Below are 18,985 nucleotides of genomic sequence, written 5' to 3' on the forward strand. Positions count from 1 at the left end.
AAGAACGGGATGGCCGGGACATAGGCGAGCGGAAGCGACGCCGTCCTTCGGACGGCTAAGCCCGGCCATGACGCGCCGCGGGTCTGTGGCCCGCCCGCCGAAGTGCTATAAGGACCCATGTCCAAATTCCCTCCCAAACCCGGTCCGATCAGCGCCAAGCCGCTGGGCATCCTGCTCAACGACGTCTTTGCCGAGGCCTATGCCAAGCAGGGCTTTGCGGCGCGTGAGCTGGTGACGCGGTGGGCGCAGATTGCAGGTCCCGAGATCGCGGCCCATGCCGAGCCGCTGAAGATGCAATGGCCGCGCCCGGTGGAGGGCCAGCCGCAGGAGCCGGCGACCCTGGTGCTGCGGGTCGAGGGGCCGATGGCGCTGGAGATCCAGCATTCCGCGGACGTGATCCTGGAGCGCGTCAACCGCTTCTTCGGCTGGAGCGCGGTCGGCAAGCTCGCCTTCCGCCAGGCTCCACTGTCGCGCCCGCGCCGACCGGTCCGGCCCGGCCCGCCCGATCCCAAATCGGTGGCCAAGGTGGCGGAGAGCCTGGGCGATATCGAAGATGAACAACTGAAGACGGCGCTGGCGCGGCTGGGGGCCGCCATCAAGCGAAATTGAGCCTTATTTCGCGGCCAATCTGGACCCGTCTCTACCGCTCGCCATTGCCTCAAGCTACGTTTCAAGCTAGCGACAGGCCGCCCGGGCGGGAACCTCATAGACCCCCTGGGGCGACATTTTTGCCAATTCGGGAGCCGACCTTGATCATCACCCGCCGCGCCTTCACCACGATGCTGTCGCTGACCGGGCTTGCCGCGCTCGCCGGGCTGTCGCCGCTGCGGTTCATCTCGAAGGCCGCGGCTCAGTCCGCCGCCGACGTCACCAAGCCCGTGTCACTGCCCGACATGGCGCTCGGCCCGAACGATGCCGCCGTCACCATCACCGAATACGCCTCGATGACCTGCCCGCACTGCGCCGCCTTCAACGAGCAGGTGTTCCCGAAGATCAAGAAGGAATACATCGACACCGGCAAGGTGCGTTACATCTTCCGCGAGTTCCCGCTCGACATCAAAGCCGCCGCCGGCTCGATGCTGTCGCGCTGCATCGCCAATGGTGATGGGCCGAAATACTTCGCCGTCACCGACATGCTGTTTCGCCAGCAGAACGATTGGGTGGTGAAGAACACCACCGAGACCCTGACGCGGATCGGCAAGCAGGCCGGCCTCACCCAGCAGCAGGTCGAGGCCTGCCTGAAGGACCAGGCGCTGCTCGACAAGATCGCCGCCGACCAGAAATATGCCAGCGACGTTCTGAAGGTGGATTCGACGCCGACCTTCTTCATCAACGGCGAGAAGATCAAGGGTGAGGCCTCGTTCGAGGAATTCGCCAAGAAGATCAATCCGCTGCTGAAGAGCTGATTCGCTCGTCAAGATTCTGATTCGCATCTCGAAATCCGTATCTTTCCCGGCATAAATCCCTTGGGAAAAGCGGCTTTGGCCGGTTGCCCTCGCGGGGCACCGCGGCCATTGTCCAGCCGCATGAGGCGCCTCGCGCGACTCACCCGGATAGCGACACTGTCTTCCATGGTAGTGTCCCGGCAGGGGGATTCGCGCCTGCCAACAGAGATGCGTGCTTATGAAAATCACCCGCCTGCGCCTTCACGGTTTCAAGTCCTTCGTTGAGCCCACGGACTTCGTCATCGAGCCCGGCCTGACCGGCGTGGTCGGCCCCAACGGCTGCGGCAAGTCGAATCTCGTCGAAGCGCTGCGCTGGGCGATGGGTGAGACCTCGTACAAGTCGCTGCGCGCCGCCGACATGGACGCGGTGATCTTCGCAGGCTCCGGCAACCGTCCCGCGCGCAACCACGCCGAAGTGACGATGACGATCGACAATGCCGATCGCACCGCGCCGGCGGCGATGAACGACAGCCAGCTGCTCGAAATCTCCCGCCGCATCGAGCGCGAGGCGGGGTCGGTCTATCGCATCAACGGCCGCGACGTGCGCGCCCGCGACGTGCAGATCCTGTTTGCGGATGCCGCCACCGGCGCGCGTTCGCCGGCTCTCGTCCACCAAGGCAAGATCGGCGAGATCATCCAGGCCAAGCCCGAGCAGCGCCGTCGCGTGCTGGAAGACGCTGCCGGCGTCGCCGGTCTGCACGCCCGCCGCCACGAGGCCGAGCTGCGGCTGAAGGCGGCCGAAACCAACCTCACCCGCGTCGAGGACGTGATCGGCCAGCTCGCAGGACAAATGGAAGGCCTGAAGAAGCAGGCCCGCCAGGCCGTGCGCTACCGCGAGGTCGCGGCCAAGGTCCGCAAGGCCGAAGCAACCCTGTTCCACCTGCGCTGGGTCGGCGCCCATGCCGACGTCAACGAATCCGGCCAGACCCACGATCTCGCGGTGCGCGAGATGGCCGAGCGCACCCAGCACCAGGCCGAAGCCGCCCGCATCCAGGCGATCCGCGCCGCCGAAATGCCGGCGCTGCGCGATGCCGAGGCGCGCGCCGCCGCAGGCTTGCAGCGCCTGACCAATGCTCGCGAGCTGCTCGACCGCGAGGAGGAGCGCGCCAAGGAGCGCGTCGCCGAGCTCGAGCGCCGCCTTGCCCAGTTCGAAGGCGATATCTCCCGCGCCCAGCAGCAGACCATGGACGCCGACGTCGCGCTGCAGCGGCTCGACACCGAAGATTCCGAGCTGAAGGAAGAGATCAAGTCGCGCGTCGAGAAGCGCTCCGGTGTCGACGAGCGCGTCGGCGAAGCCGAGGCGGTGCTGACCGAAACCGAACAGCAGTTCGCCGAGCTCACCACCGCGCTGGCCGACCTCACCGCCAAGCGCAACCAGCTCGAGGCCAATGTCCGCACCCACCGCGACAAGCTGGCCCGGCTCGACCAGGAGATCGCGAACGTCGCTGCGGAAGAGCAGAAGCTTGCCGCCGAGACTGGCGGCTTTGGCGATCTCGACGAGCTGACCGCGACGGTCGAGACCGCGGAGCAGACGCTGGCCGCCTCGGAAGCCGCGGCGCAAGCGAGCGAAGCCGCCCACGTCGCGGCACGCCAGACGCTGGAATCCTCGCGCTCGCCGCTGGTCGAGGCCGACAAGCGCGCACAGCGGCTCGAAACCGAGGCGCGCACGATCTCCAAGATCCTCAACGGCGAGACCAAGAATCTGTGGCCGCCGATCATCGACGGCATCACCGTCGACAAGGGCTTTGAAAAGGCCATCGGCGCCGCGCTCGGCGACGATCTCGATGCCCCGATCGACCCGTCGGCGCCGATGCGCTGGACCAATGTCGGACACACCGACGGCGATCCGGAGCTGCCGGAAGGCGCCGTGCCGCTCGCCAATCATGTGCAGGCGCCGGCCGAGCTGACGCGCCGTCTGGCCCAGATCGGCGTGGTTCCGCGCGAGCGCGGTGCCGAGCTGGTCTCGCAGCTCAAGACCGGCCAGCGGCTGGTCTCGCCCGAGGGCGACGTCTGGCGCTGGGACGGCTTTGTCGCGGCGGCGCATGCGCCGACCGGTGCAGCCCGCCGCCTCGCCGAGCGCGCCCGTCTCGTCGACATCGAGAACGAGCTGGAGCAGGCCCGCATCGACGCGCAGATCAAGCGTCAGGCGCTGGAGAACGCCGAGTCCGAGCTGCAGATGGCCGCGAGCACCGAAGGCGCCAGCCGCGAAGCCTGGCGCGCCGCGCAGCGCGAGCTCAACGTCGCGCGTGAACGCCATGCCACCGCCGAGCGCGAGATCAGCCGCCACGCCGCGCGCAAGGCGACGCTGTCGGAAGCGCACAGCCGTCTCGCCGCCGACCGCGCCGAGGCCGAGGCCGCCTACGAATACGCAGAAGCCGGCATCTCCGAGCTGCCGTCGAGCGAGGATACCGAGACTCGTCTGGCCGCGGTCCGCAGCGACATCGAAGGCCATCGTCGCATGGCCGCGCAGGTCCGCGCCGAGGCGCAGGCGCTGGCGCGCGAGGCCGAGCTTGCCGACCGCCGCGTCCAGGCGATCCTCGCCGAGCGCACCGAGTGGGCGAACCGCAAGGAGAGCGCGGCCTCTCATATCGACACCATCCAGGCCCGCATTGCCGAACTCACGATCGAGCGCAGCGATCTCGAAAACGCGCCGCAAGTGTTCGCCGAGAAGCGCAGCGCGCTGATCACCGAGATCGAATATGCCGAGAACGACCGCCGCATGGCCGCCGACGCGCTCGCCACCGCGGAAAGCGCGATGGCGGAGACCGATCGCGTCGCCAAGCTGACGCTCGAAGCCCTCTCCAGCTCGCGCGAGGCCACCGCCCGCGCCGAGGAGCGCATGGAGGGCGCGCGGCGCCGTCTCGAGGACATCGAACGCGAGATCCGCGACATGCTTGAGGTCGAGCCGCAGGCCGTCGCCGGCCTCGCCGAGATCGAGCCCGGCGCGGAGCTGCCGCCGCTGCACGACATCGAGGAAGACCTCGAAAAGATGCGCCGCGACCGCGAGCGCCTAGGGGCCGTCAACCTCCGCGCTGAAGAAGAGCTGCGCGAGGTCGAGACCCAGCACACGGGTCTGGTCACCGAGCGCGACGACCTCGTCGAAGCCATCAAGCGGCTGCGCCAGGGCATCCAGAGCCTCAACAAGGAAGCGCGCGAGCGTCTCCTGACCTCGTTCGAGGTCGTCAACAACCACTTCAAGCGCCTGTTCGTCGAGCTGTTCGGCGGCGGCGAGGCCGCGCTGCACCTGATCGAGAGCGACGACCCGCTGGAAGCCGGCCTCGAAATCATCGCCAAGCCGCCGGGCAAGAAGCCGCAGACGCTGTCGCTGCTGTCGGGCGGCGAGCAGGCGCTGACCGCGATGGCGCTGATCTTCGCGGTGTTCCTCACTAACCCTTCGCCGATCTGCGTGCTGGACGAAGTCGACGCGCCGCTCGACGACCACAACGTCGAACGGTACTGCAACCTCCTCCACGAAATGACCGGCTCGACCGACACGCGCTTCATCATCATCACGCACAATCCGATCACGATGGCGCGGATGAACCGGCTGTTCGGCGTCACCATGGCCGAGCGCGGCGTGTCGCAGCTGGTGTCGGTCAGCCTGTCAGAGGCTGTGGACATTCTCGACCAGAACGTGGCTTGAGAAGATTGACCGTCATTCCGGGGCGATGCGCAGCATCGAGCCCGGAATCTCGAACCACAATCTCTGGATTCCGGGCTCGCGCTTCGCGCGCCCCGGAATGATGTGAGGTTGATGATGATCTCACCCACCCTCCCCGCCGAATTGAAAGCCGCCCTTGACGGCAGGCTGCAGGGCTTCTCCCGTACCGACGCCGCACAGCGTTCGCAGAAAATCTCGACCAGCTACCGCGCCGGCGGCGGCTCCGGCACGATCAAGTCGGACGCCGATGCGCTCGCCTATGCGCTCGCGCGCATGCCGGCGACCTACGCGGCCGTCGCCGCAAGCCTGAATGCGCTGACCGAGATCGCACCGGATCTGGCTCCGGAAACGCTGCTCGACGTCGGCGCAGGTCCGGGCACCGCGAGCTGGGCCGCCGCGGAGGCCTTTCCCTCGCTACAGGATTTTACGCTGCTCGACGCCAATGCCACTTTGAGCCGGCTCGCGCTCGAACTCGCGCGCGACAGCACGCGGCTGGCGGAATGCCGCTATCTGCCGGGCGATGCCGGCGGCAACCTCGCCGAGGTCGCGCAAGCGGATCTCGTGGTTGCGAGCTATGTCATCGGCGAGCTCAGTGAAAGCGAGCAGCGCGCGCTCGCCGCGGCCATGTGGGCGAAAGCGCGCCACGCACTGGTCGTGATCGAGCCCGGCACACCCGCCGGCACCGCGCGCATCCTCGCGCTGCGCCAGCAATTGATCGCGGCCGGCGCCTTCGTCGCCGCCCCCTGCCCGCACGAAAAACCCTGCCCGCTCACCGCGCCCGACTGGTGCCATTTCAACCAGCGCCTGCCGCGCTCGCAGGCACACCGGCAAATCAAGGGCGCGGAGGTGCCATTCGAGGACGAGCGCTTCATCTACGTCGCGCTGACCCGCACGCCGCCCGCCGTGCGCGCCGCGCGCGTGCTGGCGCCGCCGGATGTCGGCAAGGCCGAGATCACGGCCAAGCTCTGCACCGAGGATGGCGTCGCCATCACGAGGGTGCCTCGTCGCGACAAGGCCGCCTATGCCGGGGCACGCCGCTGGCGCTGGGGCGACGCCGTTCTGTCCGAAAGTTAACCTCGTTCCAGACTTTTGCCTTGAACGCGGGCGGCTCCACATTCGACCAAGCCTTACCTCTCCTCTGCGCCGGGCTCTCATCCTGCGCCAATTTGGTCTAGGCTAGCGCCCGCCTTCTTCCCCCTTCAGGAGTTCTCCATGTCGACCGGCTGGATCGTTCTCGGCGTCATCGTCGTCCTCGCGCTGTTCGCCTTCAGCGCCTACAACCGCCTGGTGGCGCTGAGCCAGCGCGTCGGCCAGGCCTTTGCCGATATCGACGTGCAGCTCAAGCAGCGCCACGACCTGATCCCGAACCTGGTCGAGACGGTGAAGGGCTACGCCTCGCACGAGCGCGGCACGCTCGACGACGTCATCAAGGCACGCAATTCGGCTATGTCGGCGCAGGGGCCGGCGCAGGTGTCCGCGGCCGAGAACCAGCTGTCCGGCGCGCTCGGCCGGCTGATCGCGCTGTCGGAGGCCTATCCCGACCTCAAGGCCAACGCCAATTTCCAGCAGCTCGCATCCGAGCTTTCCGACCTCGAGAACAAGATCGCGGCGAGCCGCCGCTTCTTCAACAACGCGGTCCAGGAATACAACACCGGCATCCAGCAGCTGCCCGCCGCTTTGTTCGCCGGCATGTTCGGCTTCACCAGGAAGGACTTCTTCGATCTCGGTGCCAGCCGCACCGAGGTCGAGGCCGCGCCGCAGGTGAAGTTCTGATCTTGAGCCGATAGGCCGGCAGGGCACCCGCGTCATGGCCGCGTATGGTCTCTACACGCACATCGCCTCGAACAAGTTTCGTTCGATGCTGCTGCTCGCCGGCCTGTTCATGCTGGTCTACGTGCTGGTCTATGCTGGCGCGTTGGTCGCCGAAGTCGTCATCAACGGCAATGAGACCGTCGTCTATTACCTGAGGCGCGCCCTCCACGATCTGATCGTGGCCGCACCGGTTGCGACAATCGTGGCGGCGGTCTGGGTCGTGATCGCCTATTTCTTCCACCAGTCGATGATCGACGCGGTGACCGGCGGCCACGACGTTACCCGGCAGGAGGAGCCGCGGCTCTACAATCTGCTGGAAAACCTCTGCATCTCGCGCGGCATTACCATGCCGAAGCTGAAGATCATGGAGAGCCCGGCGCTGAACGCGTTCGCGACCGGCCTCAATCCCAGGCAATATTCGATCACCGTCACCACGGGGCTGCTCGATGCGCTTGATGACAAGGAGATCGAGGCGGTGCTGGGCCATGAGCTGACCCACATCAAGAACGGCGACGTGCAGCTGATGGTGGTCGCCGTCATCATCGCAGGCGTGGTCGGCTTCTTCGGCGAATTGTTCTTCCGCCTGTTCACCAATTTCAATTGGAGCTCCGGCTCCGGCGGCTCATGGTCCTCGGGCTCCTCCTCGTCGTCGCGGTCGTCCTCGTCATCGAGCGACAACAAGAGTTCCGGCGGCGGCGCGGTGATCGTCATCATCATCGCGATTGTGCTGATCGTGGTGGCCTGGCTGCTGTCCCAGGTTGTCAAGCTGGCACTGTCGCGTTCGCGCGAATATCTCGCCGACGCGGGCTCCGTCGAGCTGACGAAAGACCCCGATGCGATGATCTCGGCGCTGCGCAAGATCGAGAATCGCGGCGAGCTGCCCGGCGCGACCTCGGCCGTGATGGAGCTCTGCGTCGACAATCCCCGCGAGGGCTTTGCCGATCTGTTCGCGACCCACCCGTCCGTGCAATCCCGGGTCGACGCGCTCGTCAAGTTCGCCGGCGGCCACGATCCGGGCCTGCTGCCGCCGACCGAGGAAACCGACGAGCCCGAGGCGCAAGCTGACCCGCAGGACGCCCCACCGCCGCTGCGTCATGGCCCGTGGGACGATGCGGCCGCTCCGCCGCCCCTGCCCGCACCCGGCCCCTCCGGGACCGCGAGCAGCAACCCGGCGGGCAATCTCATGGGTCCCTGGGGCCGTCATTAAGCACGCGATGTCCTGCCACGCGCAGCGGGTTTCGCCGCGATTGGGAAAAACTTCGGGAATTGCCGTATCGGCATGCCGAGGAATTGAATTCTCCCTTGTTTCTGCCATGTTCGCGCCCAACAGCAGACTTGGGACATCCTTCGGACATCGATTTGGGGCCCGGCCGATTGCGACCTCGCGATCGGGGGCGCGCGTTAGGGGACAGCAATGGCAAAGCCGGCAGTGGTTGTGGTGGGCGCGGACAAGGGCGGGGTCGGCAAGACCACGGTATCGCGCACCTTGCTCGATTATTTCTCAGCCAACAACGTGCCGACGCGCGCCTTCGACACGGAATCGCCGCGCGGAACCCTGAAGCGCTTCCACCCCGACATCACCGAGATCGTCGACATGACGACGACGGCCGATCAGATGAAGATCTTCGATACGCTCAACGCGACCAGCCCGTCGGTCACCGTGATCGACGTCCGCGCCGGCCTGCTCTCGCCGGCGCTGGCCTCGCTGCGCGACATCGGCTTCTTGGATGCCGCCAAGGCAGGCCAGATCACCTTCGCGGTGTTCCACATCCTCGGACCCTCGATCGCCTCGCTGGACGAGATCGCCGAAACCGCGGGCTTCATGACCGGCGCAAAATATTTCCTGGTGAAGAACTTCATCAACGACACCCAGTTCTTTCAATGGGACCAGGCGACCTACAATTCCTACTTCCACCGCATCAAGGACGCGACCGAGCTGACCATCCCCAAGCTCAACGAAATGGCCTATGAGCAGGTCGAGGTTTCGTCCGTCCCGTTCCTGAAATTCGTCGCCAACAAGGGCATCAGCGACGAGGCCGCGAACTATTCGTTCGTGCTGCGCGGCTATGTCCGGCACTGGCTGGCCAATGTCTGGAGCGAGTTCGACCGGATCCGGCTGACCGACATCGTCGGCTCGAAACCCGCGACCCGCAACAGCGAAAAATAGTTGCGCAAGCAGGGCTGATACGGCTGGATTGGTCGCCAGGTTCGACTGATATAGCTGCCGATGCCCGCCACGCCCGTCTACATCATCTGCTCGCCCCGCCCGCAGGTCGGCAAGACACTGCTGGCGCGGCTGCTCGCTGAATTTCTGCTGCTCAAGAACGGCAACGTCGCGGCCTTCGACGTCAATCTGAAGGAACCGTCGCTGCTCGACTACCTGCCAAAGATCACGGAGACCGCCGACGTGATCGACACCTACGGCAAGATGCAGCTGATGGACCGCGTCATCGTCGATGATGGCATGGCCAAGGTGATCGACCTCGGCTTCCACGCCTTCGACGAGTTCTTCAAGATGACCGACGAGATCGGCCTCTTGAAGGAGGCCGCCCGCCGCCATGTCGCGCCTCAGATCCTGTTCGTCGCCGACACCGATCGCGCCTCCGCCCGCGCCCACGAGATGCTGCGCGGGCAGATCCCGCGGATGAACCTGATCACCGTGGACAATGAATATGTCGTGCGCGGTGAGCTGCCGGCCGCGATGGCCGGCGGCCGGCTGTTCCGCCTGCCTGCCTTGCCCGGCTTCCTCAAGACCTATGTCGACCGGCTGAACTTCTCCTTCACCGGCTATCTGCGCCAGGAGAAGGACGCCTCCACCGAGCTGCACCAATGGACCCGGCGGAATTACTTTGCCTTCCGCGAGCTCGAGCTCAGCCTGATCCTTCAGCGATCCTAGATAATTTCACCCGGATAATATTGACTGCGGGTTGGAGCGGGCTTATTGAGGCGGGCATCAATATCCCCCTCAGCAAGGCCCGTCACCGTGAGCATCGACCGGAAAGCAGCGATTGCCGCCTACAAGGAGCGGAAGACCATTGCGGGCATCTTCGTCGTGCGTTGCGCGGTCTCGGGCGAGGCCTGGGTCGGCCAGGCGCCGAACCTGGAGACGATCCGGAACCGCATCTGGTTCTCGCTGCGCCAGGGCAGCCACACCTGCCGCAGCCTTCAGGCTGCCTGGAATGCGCATGGCGAGCCCGGCCTGACCTTTGGCGAATGCGAGCGCCTGGAGGATGAGGAAACCGCCTATGTCAGGAACGCGCTCCTGAAGGAGCGCCTGCTGCATTGGCGGGATGAACTGAAGGCCGAGGCGATCTGAAGATCGTGGCGACCTCTCAGTGTCCCTCGAACGTCATCAGCGTGCGCACCGGCACGTCCATGGCGCGCAGCTTGGCGGCGCCGCCGAGCTCGGGCAGATCGATGATGAAGCAGGCGGCGACGACGTTGGCGCCGATCTGGCGCAGCAGCTTCACCGCGCCTTCCGCGGTGCCGCCGGTGGCGATGAGGTCGTCGACCAGGATGACGCGCTCGCCGGGCTGGATGGCGTCGACATGCATCTCCATCTCGTCGATGCCGTATTCGAGCGAATAAGCGATGCGCACGGTGGTGTGCGGCAGCTTGCCCTTCTTGCGGATCGGCACGAAGCCGGCCGAGAGTTGGTGCGCCACCGCACCGCCGATGATGAAGCCCCTCGCCTCCATGCCGGCGACCTTGTCGATCTTGTTGCCGGCCCAGGGGTTGACGAGCTCGTCGACCGCGCGGCGGAACGCGCGCGCGTCCGCGAGCAGGGTCGTGATATCGCGGAACATGATCCCCGGCTTGGGATAGTCGGGAATGGTACGGACGCTCGCCTTGATGTCGTGGTCAAAGGTCATTCGGTTCTCATCTCAGTTGTCATTCCGGGGCGATGCGTCAGCATCGAACCCGGAATCTCGAGATTCCGGATCTGGTGCTGACGCACCATCCCGGAATGACGAGGTGAAATATCCTGCACTCAATTCGTCCCAGCATCCAGCCGGAACGCATTCTCGACAATACGTAGTCCCACCTCATTGCTGAGCGACATCAGCGATTCCGGATGGAATTGCACGCCGGCGACCGGCAGCGTCTTGTGCTCCAGCGCCATGGCGACGCCGTCCTCGGTGCTGGCGGTGACGGACAACACCTCCGGCATGCTGTCGCGCTCGACAAAGAGCGAGTGATAGCGGCCGATGACGATCTCGTTCGGCAAATTGCGCATCAAGCGTCCGCCGCGCACCTGCACCCGCGAAGGACGGCCGTGCGCGGGATGGGTGAGCTGGCCGAGCTCGCCGCCGAAATATTCGCCGATCGCCTGCACGCCGAGGCAGACGCCAAACACCGGCAGCTTCTGCTCCAGCGCCGCGTCGATCGTCTTCTTGATCCCGAAATCTTCCGGTCTGCCGGGGCCCGGCGACAGCACCAGCAAATCCCATGTCTTCCGCTTGAGCATGTCGAGTGCATGCACATGGCGGACCACGGTGACGTCGGCGCCGACCTGGCGGAAATAATCGGCGAGCATGTGCACGAAGCTGTCGTCGTGGTCGATCAGCAGCACCCGCTTGCCCGAACCGGTCGCATCCGGCGCAAAAGTCGACAGCGGCTTTGGCGGATCGCCGCGCAGCGCCTGGAACAGGGCTGCGGCCTTGACCTGGCATTCGCGGTCTTCCGCGGCAGGATCCGAGTCGAACAGACAGGTGGCGCCGACACGCACTTCAGCCAGACCATCCTTCATGCGAATGGTGCGGATGGTGAGGCCGGTGTTGATGCTGCCGTCGAAGTTCACTGCGCCGATCGCGCCGGCATACCAGCGGCGCGGCGAGCGCTCGTGATCCTCGACGAACTGCATCGCCCACAGCTTGGGTGCGCCGGTGACGGTCACGGCCCACGCGTGGGTGAGGAAGGCGTCGAGCGCGTCGAAGCCGGGACGCAGCATGCCCTCGACATGATCGACGGTGTGGAAGAGCTTTGAATAGGTCTCGATCTGGCGCCGCGCCAGCACCTTGATCGTGCCGGGCACGCAGACGCGCGCCTTGTCGTTGCGGTCGACGTCGGTGCACATGTTGAGCTCGAACTCGTCCTTCTCCGAGTTCAGGAGCTGGCGGATCTGCTCGGCATCGCCGATCGCGTCGGTGCCGCGCGCGATCGTGCCTGAGATCGGGCAGGTCTCGACCCGACGTCCGTCCGAGCGCACGAACATTTCCGGCGAGGCCGACACCAGGAATTCGCCCTCACCCAGATTCATCAGCGCGCCGTAGGGCGACGGGTTGATGACGCAGAGCCGCTGGAACACTTCGGCAGGCGAGCGATCGCAGGGCTCGGCGAACAGCTGGCCCGGCACCGCCTCGAACAGATCGCCGCGCGCAAACGCAGCACGCGCCGTCTCGACGGTGGCCTGATATTCGCCGGGCGCGTGATCGGCAAACCCCTGCCGCGGCGTCTTCAGATACGGACTCTCGGCGGTCTCGCGCGGCAGGCCCTCGGTCGACTTGCCCTTCCAGGCAAAATCGTAGCTCAGCACCACGCCGCGGCCGGTGGCGCGGTCATAGGCCAGCAGGCGATCGGGCACGTAGAGAACGATGTCACGCTGGTCGCTCTCTCGTGCGCGCTTCTGCACGAGGTCCTCGATCTGGAACACGAGGTCGTAGGCGAAAGCGCCGAACAGGCCGAGCAACCCGTCGTCATTGGCCGAGAAGGCGGCAATGATATCGCGCACCAGCGACATCACGCTGGCGCGCCGCGTGCGCTGGTCTTCCTCGACCGGCGCATCGCCGCGGATGATGTGGCCGGCAAGGCGCGTGGCGTTCTTCTCGGAGATCACGACGCAGGGCTCGCGCAGCACATCGCCGAGGAAGGCGATCAGCACCTGCCCGCGCGCGTTCAGCGCCTCCAGCTTGAAATTGACGCCAGATGTCTCGAGCTTGAGCGGGGGATCAGAGAAGCCGAGATCAAAGCTCTCGTAGCGGCCGGGCACGGTCGTGCCCGAGGACAGCACCACGCCGCGGCGGCGGTCGAGCAGGTTGATCAGGTCGTCGAGCCTGTTGGCGCCGCCGGTAAACTGCTCCGCCACGCGCGTGATCGCCAGACCCGCGCGGGTCGCGTAGTCGCTTCTGGCCGGGAGGGCAAAGACTGTCCTGTTCATGTCGTCCTCTTACGAAACTTGCCGAGGGAACGCCACACAGGACAAACGAGAAGGCCGCCGCACTGTGCAGGCGACCTCAGACGATTTGGGAAAGGTAAATCGCACCGGCCACCTCTTAGGAGGTGCGCCACCAAAGACGGGCTGGGCAGGCTGCGGTGCTCATGGGCGGATACTCACCATGGCGCGGGGGCGGCGTCAAGGTGAGAAACCTACTCCCCGCGACCGGGCGCGCAGCGTCCGGCTGCCGCTTCTGCTTGGCTCAGGGCTCCTCGGCCTGCGGCCCCCAGCCGAACCGGTTCTTCTTTCGATCCCATTTGAGGACGGAATAGCCGTCGCATTCCATGCATCCCCAAAGGACGAGCTTGCCGCCCTTGTCCTTCGAGAGAGCGGCGAACTGGCGGTTCGTGCGTATGGCGTCGACAAAGCGGATCTTCGGCTTCTCGCCGTCCGCCTGATCGAGGAGCAGCATGAACCTGCCCTTGGGACCCGCACACTCCTGAAACACGCCGACCACGGCGATCTGCTTCGTGGCGCCGCCGTCGAAGCGCCCCTCGATGGTAAAGGACATGCCGGCGCCCTTCATCGCGTCGGTGCCGTTCTCGAACATCAGCTCTTTGGGGATCAGGTCCTTGCGGAATTCAGTCGCCTTGCACCAGCTCTTGCGGATCTGGTTCGCGGGGATACCGCGAACCTCCGCCGTGAAGGGTCGGAATTCCGCGATGACCCACCAGGCCTCCGTTTTGAGATTACCGTTCAGCGTGACGAAGGCTTGTTGTCCCGGCGCCTGAGCTGCCGTCAGCAGCAGGACGCCAAGGACGATCACCGGTCGAACGATCGAGCCGAGCACGCGGCGCGTGAGAAACGATGTCGACATTCCCTCGCTGCCCATGGTCGATTGCTCCCATCTCAACCCAGATGCTTCCTGAAAAACTCCGTCGCCCGTCCCCAGGCGAGTTCGGCGGCTTCGCGGTCGTGCACGGCCTGGCGCTGCTCGTTGACGAAGGCGTGCTCGGCGTCATAGCGGAACAACTCCAGCGACTTCCCGGCGGCCTTCATGGCCTTCTCGAAGCCGCTGACCAGCTCCGGTGTGCACCAATCGTCCTTGTTGGCGAAATGGGCCTGGAGCGGGATCTTGACGTCGGCGGGCTTGGCCGCCTGCTCCGGCGGGATGCCGTAGAACACGACGCCGGCCGCGAGCTCTGGCACATGCACCGAGCCGATGATGGTGACGGCGCCGCCGAGACAGAAGCCGGTCAGCCCGACCTTGGCGCCGTTACGCGACAGATATTGCGCGGCGCCGCGCACGGTCTGCGTGGTGGCGTCCATGAAGTCGAGCGAGTTCATCTCCTTGTTGGCGCTGTCCGTGTCGTGATACGGCACCACCTTGCCCTTGTAGAGATCGGGTGCCAGCGCGTCGAAACCGGCCAACGCGAAGCGGTCGCACAGGCCCTTGATCTGGTCCGACAGGCCCCACCATTCCTGGATGACGACCACGCCCGGCGCATTGCCGCGCGCGGCATTGGCGAGATAGCCCGAGGCGTCCTTGCCGTCCGGGCGCTTGAAGGTGATGGCGGTTCCCATGGTGTCCTCCGATGAGATCTTGGGGGAGCGGTTGGTTGCATTTTGGCGGGTGCATGCGAACGACGCAATCACCGCGCAAACAAACTCTCGTGCCCCGGATGCAGCGCAGCGCGCCGCCCCTTGCGGCGTGATGCGCCGCCGATCCGGGGGTCCAGCTACGAGCATTCTGGGTCCCGGCTCGCGCTTCGCGCGTCCGGGACACGGACCCAACAAAAAAGCCCCCTTGCGGGGGCTTCTTCATTTCTCGTCGCATCAGAGCGCTCAGTGGGAGCTGGCCCAGACCTTCTTCTTGGTGAAGTACATCAGCCCCGCGAACAGGATCAGGAACACGAAGACCTGGAATCCGAGGCGCTTGCGCGCTTCCATGTGCGGCTCGGCGGTCCACATCAGGAAGGTGGTGACGTCCTTGGAATATTGCGCGACCGTGGTCGGCGAGCCGTCGTCATAGGTCACCTGGCCGTCGCTGAGCGGCTTCGGCATCTTGATGGCGTGGCCCGGGAAGTACTTGTTGTAGTACGAGCCCTCCGGAATGGTCACGCCTTCCGGCACCTTGTCCTCGAAGCCCTGCAGCAATGCCGAGACGTAGTCCGGGCCCTGCTCCTGGAACTGGGTGAAGAAGTCGAAGATGAACCAGGGGAAGCCGCGCTTATAGGAGCGCGCCTTGGTGATCAGGGAGAGGTCCGGCGGCGCCGCGCCACCGTTCGCCGCGCGAGCGGCCTGCTCGTTCGGGAACGGCGAGGGGAAATAGTCCGCCGGACGCCCCGCACGCTCGAACATGTCGCCGGCATCGTTCGGACCGTCCTTGACCTTGTATTCCGACGCGAAGGCCGCCGCCTGCGCCACCGAATAGCTGGGCCCACCGGGCTCGGCGAGGTTGCGGAAGGCCACATAGGACAGGCCGTGGCAGCTGGCGCAAACCTCCTTGTAGACCTTCAGGCCGCGCTGCAGCGCGCCGCGGTCGAACTTACCGAAAGGGCCGGAGAACGACCATTTGTTGCCCGGAGGCGTATCGCTGCCTTCAGACGCCTTCGCGCTGTCGACCGAGCCTGCGAACAACGAACCGGCGAGCGCCAGCATGATCGCGGTCGAAACCATCGGCGTCGATCGGCTGCCGGTCTTGGCCAGCACCGCATCCGAGATCGAGTTCGGCACCGGCCGCGGCTTCTCGATGCGCGAGAGCAGCGGCAGCACGATCAGGAAGTAGGCGAAGTAGCAGACCGTCAGGACCCGGCCGGCAATGACGTAGATGCCTTCCGGCGGCTGCGCCCCGAGATAGCCGAGCAGGATGCAGACCACGACGAAGATCCAGAAGAACTGCTTGGCCAGCGGGCGATACTTCGACGACCTCGTCTTCGCGGCGTCCAGCCAGGGCAGGAAGCACAGGATGATGATCGCACCGAACATCCCGATGACGCCGGCGAGCTTGTTCGGGATCGAGCGCAGGATCGCGTAGAACGGCAGGTAATACCATTCCGGCACGATGTGCGGCGGCGTCACGCCCGGGTTCGCCGGAATGTAGTTATCGGCGTCGCCGAGATAGTTCGGCATGTAGAAGATGAACCAGGCGTAGAGCAGCATGAAGCAGGCGACGCCGAACATGTCCTTGATGGTCGCGTGCGGCGTAAACGGCACCGTATCCTTTTCCGTCTTCGGCTCGACGCCGTCAGGATTGTTCTGGCCGGCGACGTGCAGCGCCCAGACGTGGAGCACGACGACGCCCGCGATCAGAAACGGCAGCAGGTAATGCAGCGAGAAGAAGCGGTTGAGCGTCGGATTGCCGACCGAATAGCCGCCCCACAGCAGCGTCACGATGCTCTCGCCGACATAGGGAATGGCGGAGAACAGGTTGGTGATGACCGTGGCGCCCCAGAAACTCATCTGGCCCCAGGGCAGCACGTAGCCCATGAAGCCGGTCGCCATCATCAAGAGGTAGATGATGACGCCGAGGATCCACAGCACCTCGCGCGGCTCCTTGTAGGACCCGTAATAGAGGCCGCGGAACATGTGAACATAGACGGCGACAAAGAACATCGATGCGCCGACCGCATGCATGTTGCGCAGCAGCCAGCCGTAGTTCACGTCACGGACGATCAGTTCGACCGACTTGAAGGCGAGATCGGCATGCGGCGTATAGTGCATCGCCAGGATCACGCCGGTCAGGATCTGCATCCCCAGCATGAAGGAGAGGATGGCGCCGAAGGTCCACCAATAGTTCAGGTTACGCGGGGTGGGATAGGCAACGAAGGAGGAGTGCATGAGGCCGAGGATCGGCAGGCGCCGCTCGATCCATTGCAGGGCCGGATTGCTCGGCTGGTAGTCGGATGGTCCGCTCATGATGCGATCCTGAGGAAATAGTACGACGAGACGGCGCGAAGCTTCGGACGAGGGTCCGAGGCTCAGCCGATCTGGATTTTGGTGTCGGAAACGAACTGGTACGGCGGCACCGGCAGGTTAGCGGGCGCGGGCCCCTGGCGGATGCGGCCGGACGAATCGTACTGCGAACCATGGCAGGGGCAGAAGAAGCCGTCGTAGCTGCCTTCATGAGCGATCGGGATGCAGCCGAGATGGGTGCAGATGCCGATCACGACCAGCCATTGATCATGGCCGGACTTGACCCGCGCCTCGTCGGTCTCGGGATCAGGCAGGCTCGCCACGTTGACGGCGCGCGCCTCGTCGATCTGCTTCTTGGTGCGGTGGCTGATGTAGATCGGCTTGCCGCGCCAGAACACCTTGATGTCCTGACCTTCGGCGACCGGACTGAGATCGACCTCGATCGGCGCACCGGCGGCGATAGTCGAAGCGTCAGGATTCATTTGGGAGATGAAGGGCCAGAGCGCGGCTGCGCCCCCTACTGCTGCAGCTGCCCCGGTTGCAACGAATAAGAAATCACGGCGTGTCGGATGGTCCGCCGAAGACGCTGTCGTCACGATTCCAACCCTTTCTTCTTACGCCACCGGTGGAACCGCTCCAGGAGCCCCCAAGGTCCCCGGAACAGTCTGCCGGCGCCCGCGGCCCCCCGCGGCGGCAGAACTTCGCCCATTCACCTCTAAACGGGTGAAACAGCAGTCCAGAATCGTTCTATTGGCACCCTTGCCGGGCGAGCGCAAGCCCGCTATCGGCGCGGGAGCGTGCCATGCACGAATTCCCGGGCAGGCGATGTTTTATTGAGACATTTCCGGCCCGCATCGCCCCCGATATAGCCCTCGCACAGCCCATGCAGATAGCGCTTTTCCAACCCGACATCGCCCAGAACACCGGCACGATTCTCAGGCTTTGCGCCTGCCTGGGCATCGCCGCCCATATCATCGAACCGGCGGGCTTCCCCGTCTCCGACCGCCTGTTCCGCCGGGCGGGAATGGACTACCTCGACCACGTCAGCCTTATCAGACACGACTCCTGGGCCAAATTCGAGGACTGGCGCGCCGCACATGGCTACCGCCTGCTGCTGTTCACCACGAAAGCTGCCACCGACTACCGCGATTTCCGTTACCAGACGTCGGACATCCTGCTATTCGGGCGCGAGAGCGCCGGTGTCACGGACGCGGTGGTCGAGGCCGCCGATGCCCGGCTGGTGATCCCGATCAAGGCGGGGCTGCGGTCGCTCAATGTCGCCATGACCGCGGCCATGGCCGCCGGCGAGGCGCTGCGGCAGATCCGGAACCCGCAAGCCCGATAGATTGAGGAGAGACGATTGAGTTACGCGGTCAAGGAAATCTTCCTGACCCTGCAAGGCGAAGGCGCCCATGCCGGGCGCGCGTCCGTGTTCTGCCGTTTTGCCGGCTGCAACCTCTGGAGCGGCCGCGAGGCGGACCGCCTTGAGGCCACCTGCAAGTTCTGCGACACGGATTTCGTGGGAACCGACGGCACCTTCGGCGGCCGCTACGGCTCGGCCGCGGAGCTCGCCGACACCATCGCCGCGCAATGGACTGCGGCCGCCGCCAACCGCTACGTGGTGCTGACCGGAGGCGAGCCGCTGCTCCAGGTCGACGCCGCGCTGATCGAGGCGCTCCACGCCCGCGGCTTCGAGATCGGCGTCGAGACCAACGGCACCATCGCAGCGCCGGAGGGGCTCGACTGGATCTGCGTCAGTCCCAAGGGCGGCAGCGAGCTGGTGCTGCGCCAGGGCCACGAGCTGAAGCTGGTCTATCCGCAGGCCCTCGCCGCGCCCGAGACGTTCGAGGGCCTCGCCTTCGAGCGCTTTTCGCTGCAGCCGATGGACGGACCGGAGGTCATCGAGAACACCGCGCGCGCGATCGACTATTGCCTGCATCATCCGCAATGGCGGCTCAGCGTGCAGACGCATAAATCGCTCGGCATCAGATAGGACGC

The 18,985-nt window shown here is 65.4% G+C and carries 17 protein-coding genes; 11 read left to right on the plus strand and 6 right to left on the minus strand.

Features of this window, described 5'->3' with window-relative positions:
* The first annotated feature begins 117 nt into the window (after nucleotides 1–117).
* The 9 genes from XH81_RS28700 (at nucleotide 118) to XH81_RS28740 (ending at nucleotide 10,234) form a co-directional block, all read left to right on the plus strand.
* Complete coding sequence (locus XH81_RS28700; RefSeq protein ID WP_028141692.1) at nucleotides 118–609, plus strand: DUF721 domain-containing protein; 492 nt, start codon at nucleotides 118–120, stop codon at nucleotides 607–609.
* Between the two features lie 140 nt (nucleotides 610–749).
* Nucleotides 750–1,406, plus strand: coding sequence for a DsbA family protein (locus XH81_RS28705; protein ID WP_028141693.1), 657 nt, complete (start codon nucleotides 750–752; stop codon nucleotides 1,404–1,406).
* Between the two features lie 217 nt (nucleotides 1,407–1,623).
* Nucleotides 1,624–5,088, plus strand: coding sequence for a chromosome segregation protein SMC (gene smc, locus XH81_RS28710; RefSeq protein WP_028141694.1), 3,465 nt, complete (start codon nucleotides 1,624–1,626; stop codon nucleotides 5,086–5,088).
* Nucleotides 5,089–5,199: 111 nt separating this feature from the next.
* Nucleotides 5,200–6,180, plus strand: a complete 981-nt coding sequence (locus XH81_RS28715; protein ID WP_028141695.1) for a small ribosomal subunit Rsm22 family protein — start codon at nucleotides 5,200–5,202, stop codon at nucleotides 6,178–6,180.
* Between the two features lie 138 nt (nucleotides 6,181–6,318).
* Entirely contained in the window at nucleotides 6,319–6,879 is a 561-nt protein-coding gene (locus XH81_RS28720; RefSeq protein ID WP_018323315.1) for a LemA family protein, read from the plus strand.
* A gap of 34 nt (nucleotides 6,880–6,913) precedes the next feature.
* The gene (locus tag XH81_RS28725; protein WP_028141696.1) at nucleotides 6,914–8,125 is read left to right on the plus strand and encodes a M48 family metallopeptidase; all 1,212 of its coding nucleotides are present in this window, start codon (nucleotides 6,914–6,916) and stop codon (nucleotides 8,123–8,125) included.
* A 207-nt stretch (nucleotides 8,126–8,332) separates the two neighbouring features.
* Entirely contained in the window at nucleotides 8,333–9,085 is a 753-nt protein-coding gene (locus XH81_RS28730; RefSeq protein WP_028141697.1) for a hypothetical protein, read from the plus strand.
* Nucleotides 9,086–9,145: 60 nt separating this feature from the next.
* Nucleotides 9,146–9,814: a hypothetical protein gene (locus tag XH81_RS28735; RefSeq protein WP_028141698.1), complete on the plus strand. Its 669-nt coding sequence runs from the start codon at nucleotides 9,146–9,148 to the stop codon at nucleotides 9,812–9,814.
* Between the two features lie 87 nt (nucleotides 9,815–9,901).
* Nucleotides 9,902–10,234, plus strand: a complete 333-nt coding sequence (locus XH81_RS28740) for a GIY-YIG nuclease family protein (protein ID WP_028141699.1) — start codon at nucleotides 9,902–9,904, stop codon at nucleotides 10,232–10,234.
* A gap of 16 nt (nucleotides 10,235–10,250) precedes the next feature.
* On the opposite strand, the gene XH81_RS28745 is transcribed toward XH81_RS28740, so the two are convergent.
* The 6 genes from XH81_RS28745 to petA form a co-directional block, all read right to left on the minus strand.
* Nucleotides 10,251–10,790: an adenine phosphoribosyltransferase gene (locus XH81_RS28745; protein ID WP_018323310.1), complete on the minus strand. Its 540-nt coding sequence runs from the start codon at nucleotides 10,788–10,790 to the stop codon at nucleotides 10,251–10,253.
* Between the two features lie 119 nt (nucleotides 10,791–10,909).
* The gene (locus XH81_RS28750; RefSeq protein ID WP_028141700.1) at nucleotides 10,910–13,075 is read right to left on the minus strand and encodes an anthranilate synthase component I; all 2,166 of its coding nucleotides are present in this window, start codon (nucleotides 13,073–13,075) and stop codon (nucleotides 10,910–10,912) included.
* A 259-nt stretch (nucleotides 13,076–13,334) separates the two neighbouring features.
* Complete coding sequence (locus tag XH81_RS28755) at nucleotides 13,335–13,949, minus strand: hypothetical protein (protein WP_245448813.1); 615 nt, start codon at nucleotides 13,947–13,949, stop codon at nucleotides 13,335–13,337.
* A gap of 32 nt (nucleotides 13,950–13,981) precedes the next feature.
* Entirely contained in the window at nucleotides 13,982–14,656 is a 675-nt protein-coding gene (locus tag XH81_RS28760; RefSeq protein ID WP_028141701.1) for a dienelactone hydrolase family protein, read from the minus strand.
* Between the two features lie 261 nt (nucleotides 14,657–14,917).
* Nucleotides 14,918–16,990 carry a cytochrome b/c1 gene (gene fbcH / locus XH81_RS28765; protein ID WP_095426908.1) on the minus strand — a complete coding sequence of 691 codons (2,073 nt, stop codon included), beginning with the start codon at nucleotides 16,988–16,990 and terminating at the stop codon, nucleotides 14,918–14,920.
* 62 nt (nucleotides 16,991–17,052) lie between these two features.
* Nucleotides 17,053–17,583 carry a ubiquinol-cytochrome c reductase iron-sulfur subunit gene (gene petA, locus XH81_RS28770; RefSeq protein ID WP_028141703.1) on the minus strand — a complete coding sequence of 177 codons (531 nt, stop codon included), beginning with the start codon at nucleotides 17,581–17,583 and terminating at the stop codon, nucleotides 17,053–17,055.
* Nucleotides 17,584–17,870: 287 nt separating this feature from the next.
* Between petA and XH81_RS28775 the strand changes: the two genes are divergently transcribed.
* Both XH81_RS28775 and queE read left to right on the plus strand, forming a co-directional pair.
* The gene (locus XH81_RS28775) at nucleotides 17,871–18,332 is read left to right on the plus strand and encodes a tRNA (cytidine(34)-2'-O)-methyltransferase (RefSeq protein WP_028141704.1); all 462 of its coding nucleotides are present in this window, start codon (nucleotides 17,871–17,873) and stop codon (nucleotides 18,330–18,332) included.
* A 15-nt stretch (nucleotides 18,333–18,347) separates the two neighbouring features.
* Nucleotides 18,348–18,980: a 7-carboxy-7-deazaguanine synthase gene (gene queE / locus XH81_RS28780; RefSeq protein ID WP_028141705.1), complete on the plus strand. Its 633-nt coding sequence runs from the start codon at nucleotides 18,348–18,350 to the stop codon at nucleotides 18,978–18,980.
* Nucleotides 18,981–18,985 lie beyond the last annotated feature (5 nt).

Source organism: Bradyrhizobium sp. CCBAU 25360 (genome assembly GCF_028128695.1).
Lineage (GTDB): Bacteria > Pseudomonadota > Alphaproteobacteria > Rhizobiales > Xanthobacteraceae > Bradyrhizobium > Bradyrhizobium ottawaense.

Excerpts from the sequence above, each read along its gene's own strand:
- smc (WP_028141694.1), top strand. The coding sequence starts at position 1,624 with ATGAAAATCACCCGCCTGCGCCTTCACGGTTTCAAGTCCTTCGTTGAG.
- XH81_RS28755 (WP_245448813.1), bottom strand. The coding sequence starts at position 13,949 with ATGTCGACATCGTTTCTCACGCGCCGCGTGCTCGGCTCGATCGTTCGA.
- XH81_RS28775 (WP_028141704.1), top strand. The coding sequence starts at position 17,871 with ATGCAGATAGCGCTTTTCCAACCCGACATCGCCCAGAACACCGGCACG.
- XH81_RS28715 (WP_028141695.1), top strand. The coding sequence starts at position 5,200 with ATGATGATCTCACCCACCCTCCCCGCCGAATTGAAAGCCGCCCTTGAC.
- XH81_RS28745 (WP_018323310.1), bottom strand. The coding sequence starts at position 10,790 with ATGACCTTTGACCACGACATCAAGGCGAGCGTCCGTACCATTCCCGAC.
- XH81_RS28700 (WP_028141692.1), top strand. The coding sequence starts at position 118 with ATGTCCAAATTCCCTCCCAAACCCGGTCCGATCAGCGCCAAGCCGCTG.
- XH81_RS28750 (WP_028141700.1), bottom strand. The coding sequence starts at position 13,075 with ATGAACAGGACAGTCTTTGCCCTCCCGGCCAGAAGCGACTACGCGACC.
- XH81_RS28725 (WP_028141696.1), top strand. The coding sequence starts at position 6,914 with ATGGCCGCGTATGGTCTCTACACGCACATCGCCTCGAACAAGTTTCGT.
- XH81_RS28730 (WP_028141697.1), top strand. The coding sequence starts at position 8,333 with ATGGCAAAGCCGGCAGTGGTTGTGGTGGGCGCGGACAAGGGCGGGGTC.
- XH81_RS28760 (WP_028141701.1), bottom strand. The coding sequence starts at position 14,656 with ATGGGAACCGCCATCACCTTCAAGCGCCCGGACGGCAAGGACGCCTCG.
- XH81_RS28720 (WP_018323315.1), top strand. The coding sequence starts at position 6,319 with ATGTCGACCGGCTGGATCGTTCTCGGCGTCATCGTCGTCCTCGCGCTG.
- fbcH (WP_095426908.1), bottom strand. The coding sequence starts at position 16,990 with ATGAGCGGACCATCCGACTACCAGCCGAGCAATCCGGCCCTGCAATGG.
- XH81_RS28735 (WP_028141698.1), top strand. The coding sequence starts at position 9,146 with ATGCCCGCCACGCCCGTCTACATCATCTGCTCGCCCCGCCCGCAGGTC.